This is a genomic window from Hymenobacter roseosalivarius DSM 11622 (assembly GCF_900176135.1).
In the GTDB taxonomy this organism is placed as follows: domain Bacteria; phylum Bacteroidota; class Bacteroidia; order Cytophagales; family Hymenobacteraceae; genus Hymenobacter; species Hymenobacter roseosalivarius.
Genome location: NZ_FWWW01000067.1, coordinates 25,295 through 43,510, shown reverse-complemented (window position 1 = coordinate 43,510; position 18,216 = coordinate 25,295). Strand labels below are relative to the sequence as shown.

Below are 18,216 nucleotides of genomic sequence, written 5' to 3'. Positions count from 1 at the left end.
TGTCATGAACGAAGCACCGAAAAAAGCCCCCCAGCCGCTGCCGCGCTGCCTGTGGTCATGGACGACTCGTCCCGCGTCATCCTCGACCGGGCCATTGCCTACGCCGGCGGCTACGAGGCCTGGCAGCAGAAAAAAACCTTGTCTTTCGACAAAAAAGCCACCAGCTACGACTCCACTGGCAAAGTTGCCAGAGTGGTAAATCAGCACTTCGACTACCAGCTCAGGCCCGAGTTTCGGGCCAAAGTGACCTACACGCTCAACGACACGGCCATCACCCTGCTCCACGATGGTCAGCAGGCCCGCAAGCTCTTCAACGGCAAGGTTTCCACGAAGCAAAAGGACATCGACGGGGCCTGGAACTCCAGCTACGGATCAGAATACGTGATGTGTATGCCCTTCAAGCTAAAGGGCCCCGGAATCAAGGCCGAATACGTGGGGCAGGTGACACTGTCGGACGGCGACCCGGCCCAGGTGAAGGCCTCCTATAGCAAGGGGGCCGGCAGCAACCCCGACCATGTATGGTATTACTATTTCGAGCCTGGCACGGGCAAGCTGCTGGCCAATTCCCTGAACGGCAAAAACAACTACTGGGATTACACTCGCTACGAAAAGCTGGAAAAAGCCAACGGCCTGCTGCTCCCTGCCATGCGCAAAGGCTACGAGGCCGATACGCTGAACAAGCCGGGTAGGCTCATCTCGCAAAGTGAGCACGCCAACATGGCATTCGACCAGGAATTCGCGGCCGACCATTTCCGGATTCCTGATGCCCAATAATCCGCCGATTATCCTCATCGCCGGCGTCGGCAACGAGCTGCGTCAGGACGACGCCTTCGGGGTGCTGCTGGCGCAGGAGCTGCAGGAAGAGGGCGGGCTGCCCGCGTCCGTCAGAATAATGGAAATCGGTTCGGCGGGCCTGCACTTGGTGCAGCAGCTGTTCGACGGCTACGAGGTACTGATTCTGCTCGACATCGTGAAGTGGGGCGGCCCGGCGGGCACCATCCACTTTCGGGAGGTGGAAGTGAAGGACGTGGCCCAGCTGCCGGAGGATGAGAAGAACGACTTTCTAGCCGATATGCATTATATTAATCCCTTGAAAGCCTTGATGATGGCCAAAGCCCTGAAGGTTTTGCCGAAGCAGGTGCTCTTTCTGGGCTGCGAGTCGGTGGAGCACGAGGAAATTGGCATTGGGGTGAGTCCGGCAGTGGCGGCGGCCATGCCTGCCGCCTTGGCCCGCGTCCGGGAATGGGTGCTGGGCTCGTTGAAAAGCGCACCTATCATTGAAGAATAACTTTCACCCAATTGCCTGCCTGAAAAGCAATTGGCTACGTAAGCCAAAAAACGGCCAGCAAAATTTTGCCTCCACCTTTTAATCACTTCCGCTATGAAAGAGCCCTCCAAAACCCCTTATTCTCCGGGTGAGCGAAATCCGAAGCTACTCTGGGAGGCCGATCTGGCGGTCAAAGACCTGGTGCAGCCCCTCACGCTGCGGCGCATTCGCCTGTTTCAAACGGCGGGCGTTATCGTTCTGCTATTAGCTGCGGGCGTGGCGGGCTGGTGGCTGTTTCTGCGGCCCGAATCGGGCGAAAAGATGGTGAAGGATATGATTGCGGCCGCTGGGGGCATGGAGGCCTGGCAAAACGTTAAGGACGGTAGCTTCGTGCGTACCCACCGCCTCTACGACGAGAACGGCCGCGTTATCAAGCAGTCAAGCGAAGCTTTTTCCTTCCGCAACACCTCAGACGGCCACCAGGTGCTGATCAAGACCCGTACGCCCGAAGGCGGCCAGGTGCTGCTGGGCCGGGACAAAGGCGGTTACTGGGCCTCGCTGGATGAAAAAGAAGTGGACCCCAAAAAGATTGCTGAGGACATGGAGCTGATGTGCGACGACGAGGGCTGCTCGCCGCTGTGCGCCGTCGAAATGGCGCTCTACCGCATGTCATTTCCCTTCAAGCTGGCCGATGGTGGCGTGATTCCCCGCAACGGCGGCACAGCAGTGCTCAACGGCGAGAAAGTGCAGCTGCTGGACGTGACCTTCGACCCCAAAGTGGGCCACGACCGCTGGGTATTCTACACCGACCCCGCCACTAAGTTCATCCGCAAAATCGAGCACTACCCCTCGATGAAAGACAACGTGCAGCCGGAGGAAATCTTTCTGTCGGACTTTAAAAAAGAGGGCGGCATCGTGCTCAGCCACTCCAACAAATACTACCGCAGCAACGGCAAGTTGCTGGAAGAGTATCAGGTGTCCGACGTGAAATTTAACGCTTCGCTAGCCCCCGATATCTTTGACAAGCCCGCAGCGCTGGCGTCGAACTAATTGTCGGGCTTTGTAACTCGTAGCATGTCATGCTGAATCTGGCGTCCGCCGGCCGAAGCATGACATTCTTTTTTCGGCGGTGGTATAAAGCGAGGTGATTGACGGATTGCTATCAGAATCAATGTCTAGTTTAGGGGTGCATTAAGGAGCTTTCACAAACCTGACTGATTAAGCCTATCACCTCGCTTTATACCACCGCCAGATAATGTACACCCCAATAAAACGATACCAAAGAGAAAAGTGAAGCATCTTAGAAAAAGAATAATATAAGGGAGTAAAGGATGTATAAATATAGTATTGTACTTGAATATATAATTTTGCACTTCCTAATAGTTAATAATCCTCCACCCTTACTAATAGTAATGAAAGCCCGGATTGGCCTGCGGGATTAGCTGCTTGTCGATGACGATGCTTTTAACATCGAAGTACAGGGCCGTTTCGGAGTTGATATAGTGGCCGGGCTCGGTGGTCAGCTCCCACTCCGTAATCAGCACCCGATACGGCTTGACGCCCAGAATGGGCTTTACCACTACATGCTCAACACCTTGCGACCAAGCCGCCCGCAATTGCGCTTCGCGGGCTAGCAGCTGCTGGTCGTAGGCTGGCGCGCTGAGCAGTAGCTCCTGCCAGGCCCGGCGTGGTATGCCTAGTAGGCTAAATACGCCCACGTAAACCACTGGTCCCCAGCGCCAGAGCCAGGCCGGCAGCTGCCAGGCAACAGCAGCCGGACGCTGCGCCAGCGCCGCCCAGATAACCAGTAGGGCAGTTGGAAACAGAAACAGCAGTAAGCCATTGATGGCCCGATCGGGGGGCATTTGCCTCATCACCCCAAGGAACAGAAGCATACTGAGCGCGTAGCTGGCCAGCATAAAAAAAGCCCCCCAGGCCCACGGTAGCCGAATACTGGTGCCCAGCCATCCCCGGCGCTGCCAGTGTAAAATCGTGGGCAGCCAGAGCAGTGTAGGCAGTACAAGCTTGAGGGCCAGGCCGCGCCGCACCAGCAGCCGAGCCATAGCACCGGGCACGCCCGGCACAGCCGTAAGCACTTGGCGCACCAGGTTAGCCCTGCCCTGCTCTTTGGCGTACCCTTCAAACTGCATGCGGACGTAGTTGCCGGGCGCCACAACCGTAACTACGGCCACCACCAGCGTCAGCAGCAGCAGAGTGCTCCACCAACGCATCTGCGGCCATTGGCGGCGGTAGCCCTTCACTCCCAGCACCAGCGCCAACCCCAGCAGCAGATGCAGGAGCGTCATCTCATTGGCCGCTGCTGCCATGACGGCGCAGATGGCCGCTCCTGCCTGCCACCTGCGGCGCTGCCAGGTTTGCGTGGCCCACCGCGCCCGCTCCGAGGCAATAAACACGAGCAGTAAAGCCAGGCCGGCCACATGATAGACAATTGAGCCTGTAAACCAATAAATAGCCGAGTACGGCTCAGGAATCATGTGCAGGTAAAACAGCAGAAAAATAGCTGCCGCCAGGGCCGCCTGCGCGCGCGGCAGTCGTTGTTGACTAAGGGTGCGCAGACCCAGATACAGCGTGCCCAGCGTGGCCAACAGGGTAAGAGCCGGAGTCCAGCGAAATCCCTCGTACCAGCCGTAGATAATAGGGTTGGCGGCCGTAACGAGCAAAGAGGAAGAAAAGCGGCCGGTCCAACGCAGATATAGTTCGATCTGCTGAGCCCAAAGGCCGGTCGTGCGCACGTTGGCGGCATTGTAATAATCATCCATAAACGGATGATTGTAGTAGCTCAGCAGCAGGAAAGGAGCTACTGCCGCCCCGGTCAGCAGCACAAGGGCCAGGTAAGGCAGACGTGAAGACATCCGGGAGGTAAGGGCCATAAAGAGGCTCAGGTAGTGCAAAAAAAGGCTGTGCAGGCAACAGCACGGTACTAACCAGCTGCCTGCGAAGTGGGCAAGATACAACAAGCGAACCGTCGTACTTTTGCCCCCCAGCCAGTCATTAGCTCATGCCCGCAGTTCCTCAACCCCTCCAGCCCGGCGACTTCTATTACACTCCCGAAGGCTATCTGGTCTTCACGGAGCAGTACCACCGGCGGCGCGGCTACTGCTGCAAAAATAGCTGTCGGCACTGCCCCTGGAGTTTTGGGAAAGAGAAAAAAAGCCCCCCAGCGGCTCTATAAGCAGCTAACCAGCTATTTTTCAGCGAGCCAGTTTGTCGGTGTCGGACTTTTACCGATATTTGCGTCCCTTTTTCCAGTATTGAAACCTCTAAGTTCCTGATATTATGGCCCGAGTTTGTGATCTAACCGGCAAGCGTACCCGCGTAGGCAACAACGTGTCGCACGCCAACAACAAGACGAAGCGCAAGTTTTACCCCAACCTGCAGAAGAAGCGCTTCTATATTCCCGAGGAAGATTCCTGGGTTACGCTGAAAGTAGCGACCAGCACTATCCGCACCATCAACAAGAATGGCATCATGGCCACCTTGAAGAAGGCCAAGGAAAAAGGCTTCATCGTTTACTAAAGTTTTTTCGGCAGTTTTAGGAGCCGAAAGACGCGCCGGGCGAACCGCCCGGCCCAAGCGCAACGTTTGGGCGCTATCTGCGGTCTTTCCTACGTTATGCTCCTTCTATTGCTGAAAAATGCCCCCCGGCTGGTCCGTGTCGCTTGCGTAGCGACGCTGCTGGCGAGTTTTGCTCCAGAGGTGAGCGCCCAGCGCGCCACTGGCCCCGACCGCCCAGCCGATTTTATGGACCCCGCCTTTCACCGGCAACGGAGAGAGCTGCTGCGACAAAAGCTGCCAGCTCGCTCCGTTGCCGTTTTGTTTGCGGCCCCCGTCCGCAACCGGGCCAACGACGTGGACTTTCAGTACCACCAGAACCCCGACCTCTTCTACCTCACTGGCTACGACGAGCCCGACGCGGTGCTCCTCTTGTTCAAGGAGCCGCAGACCGTTGGGGGGCAAAGTGGCGTGACGGAAGCCCTCTACGTGCAGCCCCGCGACTCCAAAGCCGAACAGTGGACGGGCCGCCGCCTCGGTACCGAGGGTACCAAGCAGCAGCTCAAGCTGCAATACGTAGCCGACAATAAGGAATTTGCCGCCGCCAAGCTGCCTTGGAGCAGCTTCGAGCAAGTCCTGTTCCTAGATCAGCCTCAGGACGCCCGCGACGATGCTGCCAACCCCGGCGACGTGTACAGCTTAATCCAAACCTTTCGTCAGGGGGCAAATTTCCCGGCTGACTACAATCCTAGCCGCAACGAGGCCTACGCGCTAATCCGCAAGTATGTCGGCACGCCGGCCGCCGCTAATCTGACGCCTTACCTGACCAACCTCACCCAGGAGCAGCCCCAGCTCGCTTCCGACCGTTACCTGCAAGCCTATCTGAAAGCCACCACCGACGACGCCCGCAAGCAGGCGGTGTCTGCCCTGCCCACCTCGCGCTTCGACGGCTCGGCTTTATCGGCTTTGCTGGATGAAATGCGGGAAGTGAAAACGTCGGAGGAGATGAAGCACCTGCGCCGGGCCATTCAGATTTCGGCTGTGGGTCAGCAGGAGGTCATGAAGGCTATGAAGCCCAATATGACCGAGATGGAGGTGCAGGGCCTGCACGAGTTTGTGTATAAAAAGTACGGGGCTGAGTTTGAGGGCTACCCCAGCATCGTCGGGGCCGGCAACAACGCCTGCGTGCTCCACTACACCGTGAACGACAAGCCCCGCCTCGGCAACGAGCTGACACTGATGGATTGCGGTGCCGAGTACCACGGCTACACCGCCGACGTGACCCGCACCATTCCCGCCAACGGCAAGTTCACCACCGAGCAGCGACAGATATATGAGCTGGTGCTGGCCGCCCAACAGGCTGGCTTCGAGCAATGCAAGCCCGGCAACGCCTTTGCCGCCCCCGGCGAAGCCGCCCAGAAAGTCATTGCCGACGGTTTGCTCAAGCTCGGCATTATCAAGGACGCGAAGGAAACCCGCCGCTATTTCCCCCACGGTACTTCTCACTACCTGGGCCTCGACGTGCACGATCGAGGTACCTACGGCCCGCTACGCGCCGGTAATGTCATCACCGTCGAGCCCGGCATTTATATTCCCGCCGACAGCCCCTGCGACAAAAAGTGGTGGAATATCGGCGTCCGCATCGAAGATGACGTATTGATAACGGACAAAGGGTGGGAGAATCTTTCCAAAGATGCCCCCCGTACCGTAGCCGACATTGAAGCCCTGATGGCCAAGCCCAGCGCGCTGGATAAGTTTGAGCTGCCTGTTCTAAAATAAAACCAGCGCTGGTAACAAACACAAAACCCCACGCAAACCATTGCCGAGCTTGCGTGGGGTTTATCTTTAACTTATATTTAATTGCATTAATTAATACTTAGGCTTCCTGAGCTGAGTGCTGGCTATACAAACAGCAAGACTCCCGACGCCGGAGTCCCGACCTACCGCGCACAGGCCGGGCGTACCTATACAAATCAGCAAGAGCAGGGCTGGTTTGGAGTCTGGCTGCTCCCACCGAATACACTGGTGTTACTTTATTTTCCGGTACTAGCATGATTAAAAATCGCTTTAATAGGCTGCGCCATCTGGTGCGGCCCTGGCTGGCTGTGTGCGTTTTAGGCAGCTTGACTCTTACCGCCTGCGACAACGACGACAGTATTCAGAACATTCTCCGGCCTGTCACCACGTATGGCAATACCGTATCAATCGGCAATGGGGCGGCCCGGAGCTTTGTGACGGTAGATGCCTTTGGCAAGCCCACGGAGATTGGGATGCGCTTGAGCGAAGCAGCCCTGACCGGCTTACCGCCCGAGGATACCAACCCGCCTGCCTGGTATGTACTAAACCTGCCGGCCACGACTGCCCGACTACCCTTCAATCATCTTTCCTTCGATTGGAACTCCCACGGTCACGAGCCCGCCCTGATCTATGATACCCCTCACTTCGATATACATTTCTATATGATATCGTTGGCTGAGCGTCAGCAGATTATGCTAAATGACCCTAAAGGAGAAATAAACCCCGACAGTAGATACCTGCCCGCCAATTATATCGGTCCTCCCGGCGTAGTGCCGATGATGGGCAAGCATTGGGTTGATCCTACCAGCCGGGAGTTTAATGGGCAGGCCTTTACCCAGACGCTTATTTATGGCTCCTATAATGGCAATGTTATCTTTCAGGAGCCTATGATTACGCTGGCGTATCTGCAAGGCAAAACAACCCAGACATTTGCTCTGCCCCAGCCCCAGGCGTTTGCCCGGACCGGCTTATACTACCCCACTAAGTATACTATTGGCTATAATGCCATGTCACGAGAATATACCGTTATGCTGCATGATATGGTGCTGCGCTGAGGCGTAGGCTACCTAACGAGTTTCGTAAAAGCCTGTAGCTTAACCGGGAAGAATATCTTTCTAGCTAGACCACAGGCTTTTCTTATGTGGGGCCAACCAATACTTACGGCGCGTTCTGACTCTATGTCTGGTTCGAAAGAAGAATCTTGCTGACTGTTTGGTAATTCCGCAAAGGCTCGTACCTTTGCAGTCCTTAATCCAAAAACCCCAGTCGAGATGGCTAAGAAAGGAAACCGGGTGCAGGTAATCCTGGAGTGTACTGAGCACAAAAACTCGGGCCAGCCAGGCACCTCGCGCTACATCACTACGAAGAATCGTAAGAACACCCCTGAGCGCATTGAATTGAAGAAATTCAATTCCGTACTTCGGAAGATGACCGTTCACAAGGAAATTAAGTAAGCTGAGCAATGGCTAAGAAAGTAGTAGCAACCCTAAAAGTAGCGGGCGGAAAAGACTGGGCTAAAGTCATTCGCGCCGTCAAGTCGCCCAAGACGGGTGCTTACACCTTCCGCGAGGAAATGGTGCTCGTAGACAAAGTGCAGGAGTATCTGGCCTCCGGGGTCAAATAACTCTGCGCCGCGTGGCGTACCCGAAGTAAGTGAAGAAGTCCCGCCGGCAGTGGGACTTTTTTGCGTTGTATGTAGGGGCGCGTCGCACGCGCCCGTCGTTGAACCACCCGTTGAACGATTTTGAAACGGTAGCCATGCGGTAATTATCGTTCAACGCCGGGCGCGTGCGACGCGCCCCTACTTCCTCACTCATGGGACTTTTTGATTTTTTCAAAAAAGATAAGGAAAGCACGGAGCAGCAGGAGTCGCTGGACAAAGGGCTGGAAAAGTCCAAGGCCAGCTTCTTCGATCAGCTCAGCAAGGCCGTCGTCGGCAAAAGCAAGGTAGATGAGGAAGTGCTCGACGATCTGGAAGGCGTGCTGGTTCACGCCGACGTGGGCATCGACACGACCGTGAAGGTGATCAAGCGCATCGAGGAGCGCGTGGCCCGCGACAAGTTCGTGAGCACCGGCGAGCTGGACCGCATCCTACGCGAGGAAATTGCCGAGCTGCTCGCCGAAAACAACACCGGCAGTGCCATTCTCGACCGCCCCGATACGGGCGCCTACGCCGGGCCATTCGTGGTGATGGTGGTGGGCGTGAACGGCGTGGGCAAAACCACGACCATCGGCAAGCTGGCCCACCGCTTCCACGCGGCCGGCAAAAAAGTGGTGCTCGGAGCCGCCGATACCTTCCGCGCCGCCGCCGTCGATCAGCTCATCGTGTGGGGGCAGCGCGTGGGCGTACCCGTCATCTCGCACGGCATGAACACCGACCCGGCCTCCGTGGCCTACGACGCGGTCAAGAAGGGCCTTGAGATGCAAGCTGACGTGGTAATTATCGACACGGCCGGCCGCCTGCACAACAAGATCAACCTGATGAACGAGCTAACCAAGATCAAGCGCGTGATGCAGAAGGTAATCCCTGATGCCCCTCACGAAGTGTTGCTGGTGTTGGATGGCAGCACGGGCCAGAACGCTTTTCTGCAGGCCAAAGAGTTTACCCGCGCCACCGAGGTATCGGCCCTGGCCATCACCAAGCTCGACGGCACGGCCAAGGGTGGCGTGGTTATCGGCATCTCCGACCAGTTTAATATTCCGGTGCGCTACATCGGCGTGGGCGAGAAGATGACCGATTTACAGCTGTTCGACCGGCATACCTTCGTCAAGTCGCTATTTTCCAAGAAGTAAGGCATGGTGTAGCGCGCACTCTTAGTTCGCGTTTTGTCCGCGCCGCCTGAACTATCCCACCTACGCGCACCGTTCAACGATACGCAAACTAAAAGTTCGCGCTACAGCATCTACATGAAAGTCAGAAGTCAGGGGGCCAATAAAGTAAACGTTATCACGCTGGGCTGCTCCAAGAACGTGGTCGACTCGGAGGTACTCATGGGGCAGCTCCGGGCCAATCAGTTCGACGTAACCCACGAGGCGACGACCAACGACGCCAACATCGTGATTATCAATACCTGCGGCTTTATTGATAACGCCAAGCAGGAAAGCATCGACACCATTCTGCGCTACGCCGACGAGAAGGAGGCTGGCCGCCTGGAGAAGCTCTACGTGACCGGCTGCCTGTCGCAGCGCTACAAGGCCGATTTGGAAGTAGAGATTCCGCAGGTCGATGCCTATTTCGGCACCCTGGAGCTGCCCCAGCTGCTCAAGACGCTGGAGGCCGACTACAAGCACGAGCTGGTGGGCGAGCGCCTGATCACGACGCCTTCGCACTACGCTTACTTCAAGATTGCCGAGGGCTGCAACCGGCCCTGCTCGTTCTGCGCCATTCCGCTCATGCGTGGTAAGCACGTAGACCGGCCCCTGGAAGACCTGGTACGCGAGGCGAAGCGCCTGGCTTCCATGGGCACCAAGGAGCTGATTCTCATTGCCCAGGACCTGACCTACTACGGTCTGCAAGCCTACGGCGAGCGGAAATTGGCTGATCTGCTCCGCAACCTGTCCGACGTAAACGGCATCGAATGGATTCGGCTACAGTACGCGTATCCGTCGCAATTTCCGCTGGATGCGCTGGATGTAATGGCCGAGCGCTCGAATATTTGCAAGTACCTGGATATGCCCTTGCAGCATATTTCGGATAACATGCTGAAAACGATGCGGCGGGGTATTAGTAAGCGCCGCACAATAGAACTGGTAGATACGATGCGTCAGCGCGTGCCGGATATCGCCCTGCGCACTACACTTATTGCCGGCCACCCCGGCGAAACCGAGCAGGATTTTGACGAGCTGTACGACTTCGTGGAGCGTACGCGCTTCGACCGCCTGGGCATTTTCACCTATTCGCACGAGGAAAATACCCACTCTCACTCCCTGGCCGACGACGTGCCCGCCGAGCTGAAGCAGGAGCGCGCCGACCAGATCATGGAGTTGCAGCAGGGCATTTCGATGGAGCTGAACGAACAGAAAGTTGGCCAGACCTACAAGGTGCTGTTTGACCGCAAGGAAAGCGGCTACTTCGTGGGCCGCACCGAGTTTGATTCGCCCGAAGTAGACAACGAAGTACTGGTAGCCGCCACCCCCGATACGCACGTACGCCTAGGCGACTTCGCGCCGGTGCTCATTCACGACGCTTCGGACTTTGATTTATATGGCACGCTGGTGCGTTAAACTGGCCCGCTAAACCGCGAATAAAAAGCCCCCCGGCATCAGTAAAAGCTCTTAGCTACTTTTCGCCTGCCACCGAAGCTGGTGCCAGGATAGGCTTGGCGGCTGATGGGATGGGCGTGGCGGTGCGCGACCGGCCTTTCAGGCGCAGGAAAGGCGTTTCGAAGTAATGGTAGCTTACCCAGGCCATGGCGGCGCTGATCAGCAGCGCGAGCAAAGAGTAAACCAGTACGAAGCCCAGATCCTCGGGGCCGGGCCAGAAGCGGCGCACCGCTATCAGCGCTATTTGCAGGCCAATAGGGTGGAGGCAATAGAAGCCATACGTATAGGTGCCCCAATACGTGAGGAAACGGTTGCGGCTCATCTTATAGAAAGATTCCGTGGCATAGTTCTGCTCCAGAACTACAAACACGAAGAATAAGCCCAACACTACCCGGCGCCCGGTCAGCAGCACAGGCCCGGTCAGTACGTGCTCCTGGGCCAGAATGAGAGCTATTCCTACCAGGTAGCCCACCACGATAGCCAGCCGGGACCAGCTGCTCACCCAGGCCCGAAAACCCGGCCGGTGGAAAGCCAGCCAGGCCGCGCCTCCACCCATAACCAGGTCGGAGAGAACGGAAAAGGTGTGCTGGTAAAGCACGTCGCCGTCCAGGCGGTACAGGTAGCGGAAGGCCAGGGATGAGGCGATAAGCAGGAAAAATAGCGCCGGCCGGGCGCGGCGAAATAGCAGCAGGAGTAGGGGCCAGAACAGGTAAAACTGTTCCTCAATGGCCACCGACCACAGCACACTCAGATTGAAGGCCGTAGCATCGCCGCCATCGTGAAACAGCGCCATATTAGCCAGAAAGGTGAGGTAGTAAAGCGGGCTGGCAACCTCGTTCCAGTCCTGCCCACTCCTGATTTTTATCCAGGGCATCACCAGAAAGCCAAAGGCTACACAGGCGTAATACAAAGGCCAGATGCGCACAATGCGGCGACGATAAAATGCCGGGATATTGTAGCGGCCCCAGTTGTTTTCCTCATCCAGAAGCAGATAGGTGATGAGAAAGCCGGACAGCACGAAGAAGAAATTGACCCCCACATGGCCCGTACTCAGCGCATTCAGACCGTAGCGGTAGGCTGCCGTCGACTGCACCTCCGGGCTGGGCAGGTTGATGAAGCTGTGCAGAAGGAAAACGGCCAGGCACGCCACCGTCCGTAAGCCGTCGAGGTTGGGAAAGTAAGGACGTGGAGCCATGCAGCGAGACAAAATGGGCTAAAGACGAGGCTAATTTACTGAAGGTCGAATACAGCGTTGATATACTTGTACGAATAAATGGCTGACGTTTCGAGGCGCTGGTAACCGAATTCGGGTGGTTGGCCCGGGCAACTCCGGAAATAGCCCGTTACTTTGTCGGGCTTCGCTGGTTAAACCAGCTTATCAGGACTTCAACCATGCATGTGACCACCCTTCCTTACGTCGCCACCGGTGCTTTTTCCGCGTTAGTTACCGATTATTTGGCCCAGCACGCGGCGCTACAGCCTTTTTACCACCGATTTCCCTCTTTAGAGGCTTTTGGGGGGCAAATGGAGGAAAAGCAAGCCAGCTACTCCGCTGACAGCCGCGCCCGGCTGGTGGCCAGCGTACGGGAGCAGTACCGGGGGGCAGATTTGCCCCCCACCGTGGCCACCAGCCTTGATTTGCTGGCCCAGCCTACTACGTTCACCGTCACCACGGGCCATCAGCTCAACTTATTCACCGGGCCGCTGTATTTTATTTACAAGATCATAACCACCATCAAGCTCAGCCGGCAGCTAAAGCAAGCGTACCCGCAGCACGACTTTGTGCCCTTGTACTGGATGGCTACTGAAGACCACGACTTCGCCGAAATAAACCACTTCACCCTGTTTGGCAAGCGCTACGCCTGGGAGAGCGACAACGTAGGCGGCCCCGTCGGCCGGATGCCACTCGACGGCCTGAAGGATCAGGTGCTTAGCCAGCTGTCGGCCGACGTGCCGGCCGCTTTTGCCGGAGCGTACCAGACGGCTCCCACGCTGGCCGCCGCCACCCGCCAGCTCGTGACGGAGCTATTTGGCGACACGGGCCTGCTGTGTCTGGATGCCGACGCGCCCGCGCTCAAGCAGGCCCTGGTACCCGTGTTGGAGCAGGAAATCAGAGCGCAGGCGTCGTTTAGGGCAGTGCAGGCCACCAACGAGCAGCTCACGGCCGCCGGCTACAAGCCCCAGGTGTACGCTCGCCCACTCAACCTGTTTTTTCTGACCGACGAAGGCCGGCGGGAGCGCATCGAGCCCGACGGCGACGAGCTGGTAGTGCGCAATACCGACCGGCGCTACCATCCCGACGAGCTGCTGGCCCTAGCCCGTGAGCAGCCCGAGTGCTTCAGCCCTAATGTGGTGCTACGGCCGCTGTATCAGGAGCTGCTGCTGCCCAACCTGTGCTACATCAGCGGCGGCGCGGAAGTGGCTTATTGGTTTCAACTCCGGCAGGTGTTTGCCGATAATAAGGTGCCGTTCCCAGTGCTTTTGCTGCGCAATTCGGGCCTGTACGTGAGCAAGCCCAACGCCGGCAAGCTGCGCAAGCTGGGGCTGACGGCCGCCGACTTATTCCAGCCCTTGCCGGAGCTGAAAAAGCAGGTGGGGGGCAAATTGGGCCAGGAAGAAGTGAGTCTGACAGTGCAGCAGGAGGCGCTGGGGGGCATTTTTAAGGAAATAACCGACCTCGCGCAGCGCCTCGACCCTACGCTGGTAAAGACCGTGGCCGCCGAAGCGCAAAAGGCTGCCGCCGGCCTCGGCAACCTGGAAAAGCGCCTGAGCAAAGCCGCCGAAAACAAGCACGAGACGGTGTATAATCAGCTTACCGCTCTCAAAGACAAGCTTTTCCCTAACGGCGACCTGCAGGAGCGCGCAGACAACGTGCTGAGCATTCTCATCAACAACCCCGCGTTTATCCAGCAGCTTCTCGACGCCTTCGATCCGCTGGCGCTGGAGTTTACGGTGCTGGAGGAAAAGTAAGCCTCGAATCAGGAAACCAGTTGTGTTTGAATGGGCCTGGGTAGCTTTTTGCTTGTTTATTTATGCTAAAAGCCGAGATTCGACGCACATTCTTAGCTCGCCGCCGGGCGCTGTCTGCGGCAGAAGTAGAGCGGCGGAGCACCTTGCTCAGTCAGCAGTTTTTCAGCGGTTTTCCCGTGGCGGGGTGGCGTTGGCTGCACGTATTTCTGCCCATCGCGCAGCAGCACGAGCCCGATACCTGGCTTATCATTCAACGAATCTGGGCTGAGTTTCCGCTAGTGCAGCTGGCCGTGCCCGTGGTGCAGAATGATGGCAAAACCCTGCGCCACTACCACCTTACACCCCAGACGCCGCTGGTTGCCAATCACTGGGGAATACCGGAGCCGGTAGATGCTGCAGAAATGCCCCCCACAGCCTTCGATGCGGTGCTTGTCCCGCTGTTGGCCTGCGACCTGGCCGGCAACCGGGTAGGGTACGGCAAAGGCTTCTACGACCGTTTTCTACAGCAGTGTCGCCCGGATGCGCAGCGTATTGGGCTGTCGCTTGAGCCACCCATTGCTCAGATTACGGATATAGACCCCAACGACCAGGCGCTGACGGCTTGTGTCACCCCGGAACGAATATGGCAGTTTAATTAGCGACGCGGTGTAGCCAAGCTGTCTGAAACAATTGTTTTTACCCCTGTAATGCGGGCCTGACCCCAGGGAGCAATACTAATATTGACAAGCAGGGGCTTGCGAGCCCCGCGGCGCTCCAGCTCCCGGCCGGTGCCTTCGGGCACGTAATAGCGCTCCAGGTTGTAGCGAATGCGCAGCGTGCGCCGCCACCCGTCGGCTACCCAGCCGCGCAGCACTACCTGGTCGGCGGGCACGTCGGGTTTTTTAGCGTACACCCGCACCGCTTCGTACGCCTCGCCGGCCGGCCGAAGTACGACGTACACGGGGTCGCCACGACGCGGGCGCGGGCCGGGCTCCCGCCATAAAGAGGCAGGTAGCTGACTGATGGTATAATTTAGAATGACATAATCGCCGTAGAGCAGGTCGCGCGGATCGATGGGCGTGGTGCGCAGCCTAATGGTGCGCCCGTAGGCCGTGGTAGCGTAGCCCGCCGCCGCTACGGCCACGATAAACAGCACCTGCGCCAGGATCGTCAGCATCAACAAGCGCCGCCGCCGGGCTAGGGGTACCTGATCAGATAAAAGCGAGAACATAGCCGGGAGTTGGTAAAGTGAATTATCGGCTGCTGGCGCGGGCATTGCGCCGCCGTAGGTACCAGCTCAATCCTAGCAAAAGCACGCCGCCGCAGAGGAAGAAGAGCGACTTATCCATGAATTCCCAGGTCAGCTTGAAGTAGGCAACCATCGTGGTCAGGATAAATAAAATGGTCCCCAGCGTCACGCGGTCGGGGTTCTGCTCGGCTTGCGCCCGCCACAATACGGCCCCGGAGTACGCGTACAGCACCACCAGCGAAGCCACGGCCAGCGGCAGGCCGCCCGGCAGATAGAAGCCAGGCAGCAGCAGCAGCCAATCGGTAGCGCTGCCCATTCGGTCCCGGGTCCGCTTGCCGGTCAGGGAGAGAGCCAATACCAGCAGCAGCGCCACCAGATACGCCAGCAGCGGCGGCCGCAACATGCCCGCGTAGCTGCCTACCTCCCCATAAAGGGCCAGCCCCAGCATAAACAGAAAGGCGGTAATCAGGGGCGGACCTTGCAGGGCGCGGCCGGCTGGCCGGTCGGTTTGCCAGTCGCCGGCGGCGTAAATGAGCATGGCCGGCACAAAAAACCAGGTGATTTTGGCGTGCAGATGCCCGATAAGCAAGCCCGTCTGCCAGAGCAGCCCGCTGGCCAGCACGCCGCCCAGCACCACATCGGGTCGTCGCCACCAATAGTAGCCCAACCCGCCGGCCGTGAGCACCGCCGCCGCGTAGCTGAACGCGCCCAGTTGGCCGGTGGTGTAGCCCTGCACCACGCCGCCAATCACCACGGTCAGCACAAACAAGAAGCGGCTGCGGTACAGATACGTGAGCAGCGTGCCCGCTACGGCCCAGGCCACCAGCCCGGTTACATCGTAGCCAATGAGCTGGTACATCTGCCCGGTCAGGATAATGGCCGCGCCGAACAAGATCAGGCCAAGCCCCACCAAGCCCATGCCCACGGAGCTGTTGCCGCGCCGCAGAAAAAACTCGCCGCTGGCATAAGCGCCCAAAAAGCCCCCCAGCAGCAGCCCAATCCGCAGCCACTCCGGTAACCCCTGCCAGTTGGCCGCTACCAGACTCAGCGCGCTCAGGCCCACCAGCAAACTGCCCAGCAGTGGCAGCAAACCAATGGCCTGCGCATCATCGGGGTATAGCTCCAGTAGCTGCCGATGCTGCTCGGAGCTGATGATTCCCCGCTTTACCCAGTCCGGCCCATCGGTTTCAAGGAGTTTGCGACTCATAGGGGCAATGGGTGAAGGTTATGAGATAGGGGTAATACCTAAAAACTATATTTAATTTGATCAAATTCTGTCTCTGTCAGACAATCTTTATAAAGCTCGTTCACTTGCCAAAGACCGCTTACTCTTATTTTTTCTTTTGTTGAATGTCTCCCCAACCATTCTTGAGATGCTTCTATATCTTTAGCCTTCGCTAAAGTTGAAATCATTCTGCTTTCCCAAAAAAGCCTTTCATCCTTGTTATTTATTTGAAGTACGCAAAACGAAAAATTATTTTGGATATAATGACTTATTCTTTCTTCTAACTGTTTTTCAAATATATTATCTATAAAATTCTCATTCACTTTTCTACTTAATCTCGAAGTAGTGTCAATTTCCCAATATTTTAAATAAGGGTTTTGTTCCTTATTTAAAAAACACCTACCAATATTTTTTCTAAAAATGCTTCCGTTTTTCTTCGGTATTAAGAAATGTTGATTGAGACGGGTCGATAGCCGATTTGGGCCATTATGAGTTCCTACTCTAACCACTCTATCAAATTCTTTGTATGTTTCTCCTTTTTCGAAAAGAAAATATATTCCATTATTCGGTATTCTGTCTATATTTTTTTTAAACGGAAAATAAAATCTTTCGCGTTCACTAAGTAGTTGATGCATCTCTAAGACGACGTTTCTCATATTAAACAGTTTTTCAGGTGTTTTAACCTTTGTCCAGGCTTGAGGCCCTCTAGAGGATTTTTGAAATTTTCAATACTATTTTTAAGTGGTTTAATGTATTCTTGGCCAGCTAAAAATATGAATTCGTCATTGCTTAAGTTCGTATGCTCAGATAACTGCTTCAGAACATGTATTCCCCATTCTGTCTTCTGATCTGAATTTAGGACAATAAGACCATCTTTCCTTTTATTTTCTGGGATTTTACTTAGTGTTGTATTGTAGTGCTCAATAACATTATCTAGTTTAAGTAGATGATATTTAGCAGAGAGAATAAAAATTTTATCAGGATTCAAACTTTTAGCATACGCAAGGCTAGCCCTAAAAATTTGACTTATGTACAAGTCCTGAGCTTCTGCTTTGTGCTTCAGCTTCTGAGAGGCGCAGGAAATTAATACAATGGTCTTTTTCATGATTCTATGATTTGATTTATACGTTCAAGTACGCTAATAATCTCTACCATTCACTCATTGCCCTTCCTGGCCCGCGTCATCTCACGCTTGCCGGGCGGCCCCGGAATTTTCTCTACCGCCCAGCCCGCCGCTTTCAGGCTGCGCCGGAAGCTGCCTTTGGCGCAATAGCTCACCAAAATGCCCCCCGGAGCCGTAGCAGCGGATAGCTGGCTAAAAACCGCGTCGGTCCACATATCGGGCTGCTTTTCGGGGGCGAAGGCGTCGAAGTAGATAACGTGATAGTGCGTGGCCGGCAGCTGAAAGTCCTGCAAGGCCGCGTGAATCTTGCGTAAGGTGAAACGGGGCGTGATGCGCACGGCTTCAGTCCAGGGCGCGGCGTGCAGCTGGTAATGAAACTCCTGCAGCTCAGGATTCAGGATGTAGCGCTCCACGCCTAAATCAGTAATAACGCTTGGCGGAAGGGGGTGTTTTTCCAGCGTATCATAGTGCATATGCTGGGGGGCAATCAGGCTGCGCTGCAACGTCAGGAGGGCGTTCAGGCCAGTGCCGAAACCGATTTCCAGCACCCGAATTTGCCCCCCGGAAGCCGCCAGCGCCAGCTCTAGGCCCGCCGCCAGATATACATGCCGCGCCTCCCGCACGGCCCCGTGGGTGGAGTGGTAGTGCTCATCCAGTGCCGGCACGTACAGCGTGCTGGAGCCGTCCTGCGTTATCCGAACTTCTAAATCAGACATAAGTACAGAGAGGTGAGATTAGGGTTGAAAAGTAGATGACAAAACGAATCTTGTTAAGATTGCTGGTCGCGCATAGTCTCATGTCTCATCTCTCTGTACTCACTTCTACCCAAA

At 56.3% G+C, this 18,216-nt stretch carries 20 protein-coding genes; 13 read left to right on the top strand and 7 right to left on the bottom strand.

All coding sequences use genetic code 11. The annotated features are described in order from the left end of the window. Positions 1-57: 57 nt before the first annotated feature. The 3 genes from B9A24_RS10105 (at position 58) to B9A24_RS10095 (ending at position 2,317) form a co-directional block, all read left to right on the top strand. Positions 58-774 carry a DUF6503 family protein gene (locus tag B9A24_RS10105; protein WP_143434889.1) on the top strand — a complete coding sequence of 239 codons (717 nt, stop codon included), beginning with the start codon at positions 58-60 and terminating at the stop codon, positions 772-774. Next, positions 764-1,288, top strand: a complete 525-nt coding sequence (locus tag B9A24_RS10100; protein ID WP_084445228.1) for a hydrogenase maturation protease — start codon at positions 764-766, stop codon at positions 1,286-1,288. Before B9A24_RS10105 ends, B9A24_RS10100 begins: the two co-directional genes overlap by 11 nt. Before the next feature lie 93 nt (positions 1,289-1,381). Further along, positions 1,382-2,317 (top strand): hypothetical protein, encoded by a 936-nt coding sequence (locus B9A24_RS10095; RefSeq protein ID WP_084445226.1) that lies wholly within the window; start codon positions 1,382-1,384, stop codon positions 2,315-2,317. A 353-nt stretch (positions 2,318-2,670) separates the two neighbouring features. On the opposite strand, the gene B9A24_RS10090 is transcribed toward B9A24_RS10095, so the two are convergent. After that, positions 2,671-4,158 carry a DUF6056 family protein gene (locus B9A24_RS10090; protein ID WP_084445224.1) on the bottom strand — a complete coding sequence of 496 codons (1,488 nt, stop codon included), beginning with the start codon at positions 4,156-4,158 and terminating at the stop codon, positions 2,671-2,673. Between the two features lie 128 nt (positions 4,159-4,286). On the opposite strand from B9A24_RS10090, the gene B9A24_RS22070 reads away from it, so the two are divergent. The 8 genes from B9A24_RS22070 to rimO all read left to right on the top strand — a co-directional run bounded on the left by B9A24_RS22070 (position 4,287) and on the right by rimO (position 10,801). Beyond that, positions 4,287-4,460: a C1orf53 family protein gene (locus B9A24_RS22070; RefSeq protein ID WP_159452020.1), complete on the top strand. Its 174-nt coding sequence runs from the start codon at positions 4,287-4,289 to the stop codon at positions 4,458-4,460. A 104-nt stretch (positions 4,461-4,564) separates the two neighbouring features. Continuing rightward, a complete protein-coding gene (gene rpmB, locus B9A24_RS10085) occupies positions 4,565-4,804 on the top strand; it encodes a 50S ribosomal protein L28 (RefSeq protein ID WP_084445221.1) in 240 nt (79 codons plus the stop codon). A 96-nt stretch (positions 4,805-4,900) separates the two neighbouring features. Beyond that, positions 4,901-6,559: an aminopeptidase P family protein gene (locus tag B9A24_RS10080; protein ID WP_084445219.1), complete on the top strand. Its 1,659-nt coding sequence runs from the start codon at positions 4,901-4,903 to the stop codon at positions 6,557-6,559. Between the two features lie 272 nt (positions 6,560-6,831). Continuing rightward, the gene (locus B9A24_RS10075) at positions 6,832-7,632 is read left to right on the top strand and encodes a DUF5602 domain-containing protein (protein WP_084445217.1); all 801 of its coding nucleotides are present in this window, start codon (positions 6,832-6,834) and stop codon (positions 7,630-7,632) included. Between the two features lie 216 nt (positions 7,633-7,848). Next, positions 7,849-8,031 carry a 50S ribosomal protein L33 gene (rpmG, locus tag B9A24_RS10070; protein ID WP_084445215.1) on the top strand — a complete coding sequence of 61 codons (183 nt, stop codon included), beginning with the start codon at positions 7,849-7,851 and terminating at the stop codon, positions 8,029-8,031. An 8-nt stretch (positions 8,032-8,039) separates the two neighbouring features. Continuing rightward, positions 8,040-8,201, top strand: a complete 162-nt coding sequence (locus B9A24_RS10065) for a DUF4295 domain-containing protein (RefSeq protein ID WP_084445213.1) — start codon at positions 8,040-8,042, stop codon at positions 8,199-8,201. Between the two features lie 191 nt (positions 8,202-8,392). Beyond that, complete coding sequence (ftsY, locus tag B9A24_RS10060; protein WP_084445211.1) at positions 8,393-9,370, top strand: signal recognition particle-docking protein FtsY; 978 nt, start codon at positions 8,393-8,395, stop codon at positions 9,368-9,370. Positions 9,371-9,484: 114 nt separating this feature from the next. Next, positions 9,485-10,801 carry a 30S ribosomal protein S12 methylthiotransferase RimO gene (rimO, locus tag B9A24_RS10055; RefSeq protein WP_084445209.1) on the top strand — a complete coding sequence of 439 codons (1,317 nt, stop codon included), beginning with the start codon at positions 9,485-9,487 and terminating at the stop codon, positions 10,799-10,801. 55 nt (positions 10,802-10,856) lie between these two features. On the opposite strand, the gene B9A24_RS10050 is transcribed toward rimO, so the two are convergent. Continuing rightward, positions 10,857-12,035: an acyltransferase family protein gene (locus B9A24_RS10050; RefSeq protein WP_084445207.1), complete on the bottom strand. Its 1,179-nt coding sequence runs from the start codon at positions 12,033-12,035 to the stop codon at positions 10,857-10,859. A gap of 197 nt (positions 12,036-12,232) precedes the next feature. Between B9A24_RS10050 and bshC the strand changes: the two genes are divergently transcribed. Beyond that, positions 12,233-13,810, top strand: coding sequence for a bacillithiol biosynthesis cysteine-adding enzyme BshC (gene bshC / locus B9A24_RS10045; protein WP_084445205.1), 1,578 nt, complete (start codon positions 12,233-12,235; stop codon positions 13,808-13,810). Between the two features lie 62 nt (positions 13,811-13,872). Further along, positions 13,873-14,448 carry a 5-formyltetrahydrofolate cyclo-ligase gene (locus B9A24_RS10040; protein WP_084445203.1) on the top strand — a complete coding sequence of 192 codons (576 nt, stop codon included), beginning with the start codon at positions 13,873-13,875 and terminating at the stop codon, positions 14,446-14,448. On the opposite strand, the gene B9A24_RS10035 is transcribed toward B9A24_RS10040, so the two are convergent. From B9A24_RS10035 to mnmD, 5 genes are read right to left on the bottom strand one after another with little or no spacing between them, the layout of a single operon-like run. Further along, entirely contained in the window at positions 14,445-15,020 is a 576-nt protein-coding gene (locus B9A24_RS10035) for a GDYXXLXY domain-containing protein (RefSeq protein WP_159452019.1), read from the bottom strand. The two genes, B9A24_RS10040 and B9A24_RS10035, sit on opposite strands and share 4 nt — an antisense overlap. Positions 15,021-15,042: 22 nt before the next feature. Then, on the bottom strand, positions 15,043-16,245 hold the full coding sequence (locus B9A24_RS10030; protein ID WP_084445199.1) for a DUF2157 domain-containing protein: 1,203 nt from the start codon (positions 16,243-16,245) through the stop codon (positions 15,043-15,045). 38 nt (positions 16,246-16,283) lie between these two features. Continuing rightward, entirely contained in the window at positions 16,284-16,919 is a 636-nt protein-coding gene (locus tag B9A24_RS10025) for a GIY-YIG domain-containing protein (RefSeq protein WP_084445197.1), read from the bottom strand. Continuing rightward, positions 16,916-17,368 carry a DUF6884 domain-containing protein gene (locus B9A24_RS10020; RefSeq protein ID WP_084445195.1) on the bottom strand — a complete coding sequence of 151 codons (453 nt, stop codon included), beginning with the start codon at positions 17,366-17,368 and terminating at the stop codon, positions 16,916-16,918. Before B9A24_RS10020 ends, B9A24_RS10025 begins: the two co-directional genes overlap by 4 nt. A 50-nt stretch (positions 17,369-17,418) precedes the next feature. Continuing rightward, on the bottom strand, positions 17,419-18,102 hold the full coding sequence (mnmD, locus tag B9A24_RS10015) for a tRNA (5-methylaminomethyl-2-thiouridine)(34)-methyltransferase MnmC2 (RefSeq protein WP_084445193.1): 684 nt from the start codon (positions 18,100-18,102) through the stop codon (positions 17,419-17,421). Between the last annotated feature and the right edge of the window lie 114 nt (positions 18,103-18,216).

Excerpts from the sequence above, each read along its gene's own strand:
- B9A24_RS10105 (WP_143434889.1), top strand. The coding sequence starts at position 58 with ATGGACGACTCGTCCCGCGTCATCCTCGACCGGGCCATTGCCTACGCC.
- B9A24_RS10100 (WP_084445228.1), top strand. The coding sequence starts at position 764 with ATGCCCAATAATCCGCCGATTATCCTCATCGCCGGCGTCGGCAACGAG.
- B9A24_RS10095 (WP_084445226.1), top strand. The coding sequence starts at position 1,382 with ATGAAAGAGCCCTCCAAAACCCCTTATTCTCCGGGTGAGCGAAATCCG.
- B9A24_RS10090 (WP_084445224.1), bottom strand. The coding sequence starts at position 4,158 with ATGGCCCTTACCTCCCGGATGTCTTCACGTCTGCCTTACCTGGCCCTT.
- B9A24_RS22070 (WP_159452020.1), top strand. The coding sequence starts at position 4,287 with ATGCCCGCAGTTCCTCAACCCCTCCAGCCCGGCGACTTCTATTACACT.
- rpmB (WP_084445221.1), top strand. The coding sequence starts at position 4,565 with ATGGCCCGAGTTTGTGATCTAACCGGCAAGCGTACCCGCGTAGGCAAC.
- B9A24_RS10080 (WP_084445219.1), top strand. The coding sequence starts at position 4,901 with ATGCTCCTTCTATTGCTGAAAAATGCCCCCCGGCTGGTCCGTGTCGCT.
- B9A24_RS10075 (WP_084445217.1), top strand. The coding sequence starts at position 6,832 with ATGATTAAAAATCGCTTTAATAGGCTGCGCCATCTGGTGCGGCCCTGG.
- rpmG (WP_084445215.1), top strand. The coding sequence starts at position 7,849 with ATGGCTAAGAAAGGAAACCGGGTGCAGGTAATCCTGGAGTGTACTGAG.
- B9A24_RS10065 (WP_084445213.1), top strand. The coding sequence starts at position 8,040 with ATGGCTAAGAAAGTAGTAGCAACCCTAAAAGTAGCGGGCGGAAAAGAC.
- ftsY (WP_084445211.1), top strand. The coding sequence starts at position 8,393 with ATGGGACTTTTTGATTTTTTCAAAAAAGATAAGGAAAGCACGGAGCAG.
- rimO (WP_084445209.1), top strand. The coding sequence starts at position 9,485 with ATGAAAGTCAGAAGTCAGGGGGCCAATAAAGTAAACGTTATCACGCTG.
- B9A24_RS10050 (WP_084445207.1), bottom strand. The coding sequence starts at position 12,035 with ATGGCTCCACGTCCTTACTTTCCCAACCTCGACGGCTTACGGACGGTG.
- bshC (WP_084445205.1), top strand. The coding sequence starts at position 12,233 with ATGCATGTGACCACCCTTCCTTACGTCGCCACCGGTGCTTTTTCCGCG.
- B9A24_RS10040 (WP_084445203.1), top strand. The coding sequence starts at position 13,873 with ATGCTAAAAGCCGAGATTCGACGCACATTCTTAGCTCGCCGCCGGGCG.
- B9A24_RS10035 (WP_159452019.1), bottom strand. The coding sequence starts at position 15,020 with ATGTTCTCGCTTTTATCTGATCAGGTACCCCTAGCCCGGCGGCGGCGC.
- B9A24_RS10030 (WP_084445199.1), bottom strand. The coding sequence starts at position 16,245 with ATGAGTCGCAAACTCCTTGAAACCGATGGGCCGGACTGGGTAAAGCGG.
- B9A24_RS10025 (WP_084445197.1), bottom strand. The coding sequence starts at position 16,919 with ATGAGAAACGTCGTCTTAGAGATGCATCAACTACTTAGTGAACGCGAA.
- B9A24_RS10020 (WP_084445195.1), bottom strand. The coding sequence starts at position 17,368 with ATGAAAAAGACCATTGTATTAATTTCCTGCGCCTCTCAGAAGCTGAAG.
- mnmD (WP_084445193.1), bottom strand. The coding sequence starts at position 18,102 with ATGTCTGATTTAGAAGTTCGGATAACGCAGGACGGCTCCAGCACGCTG.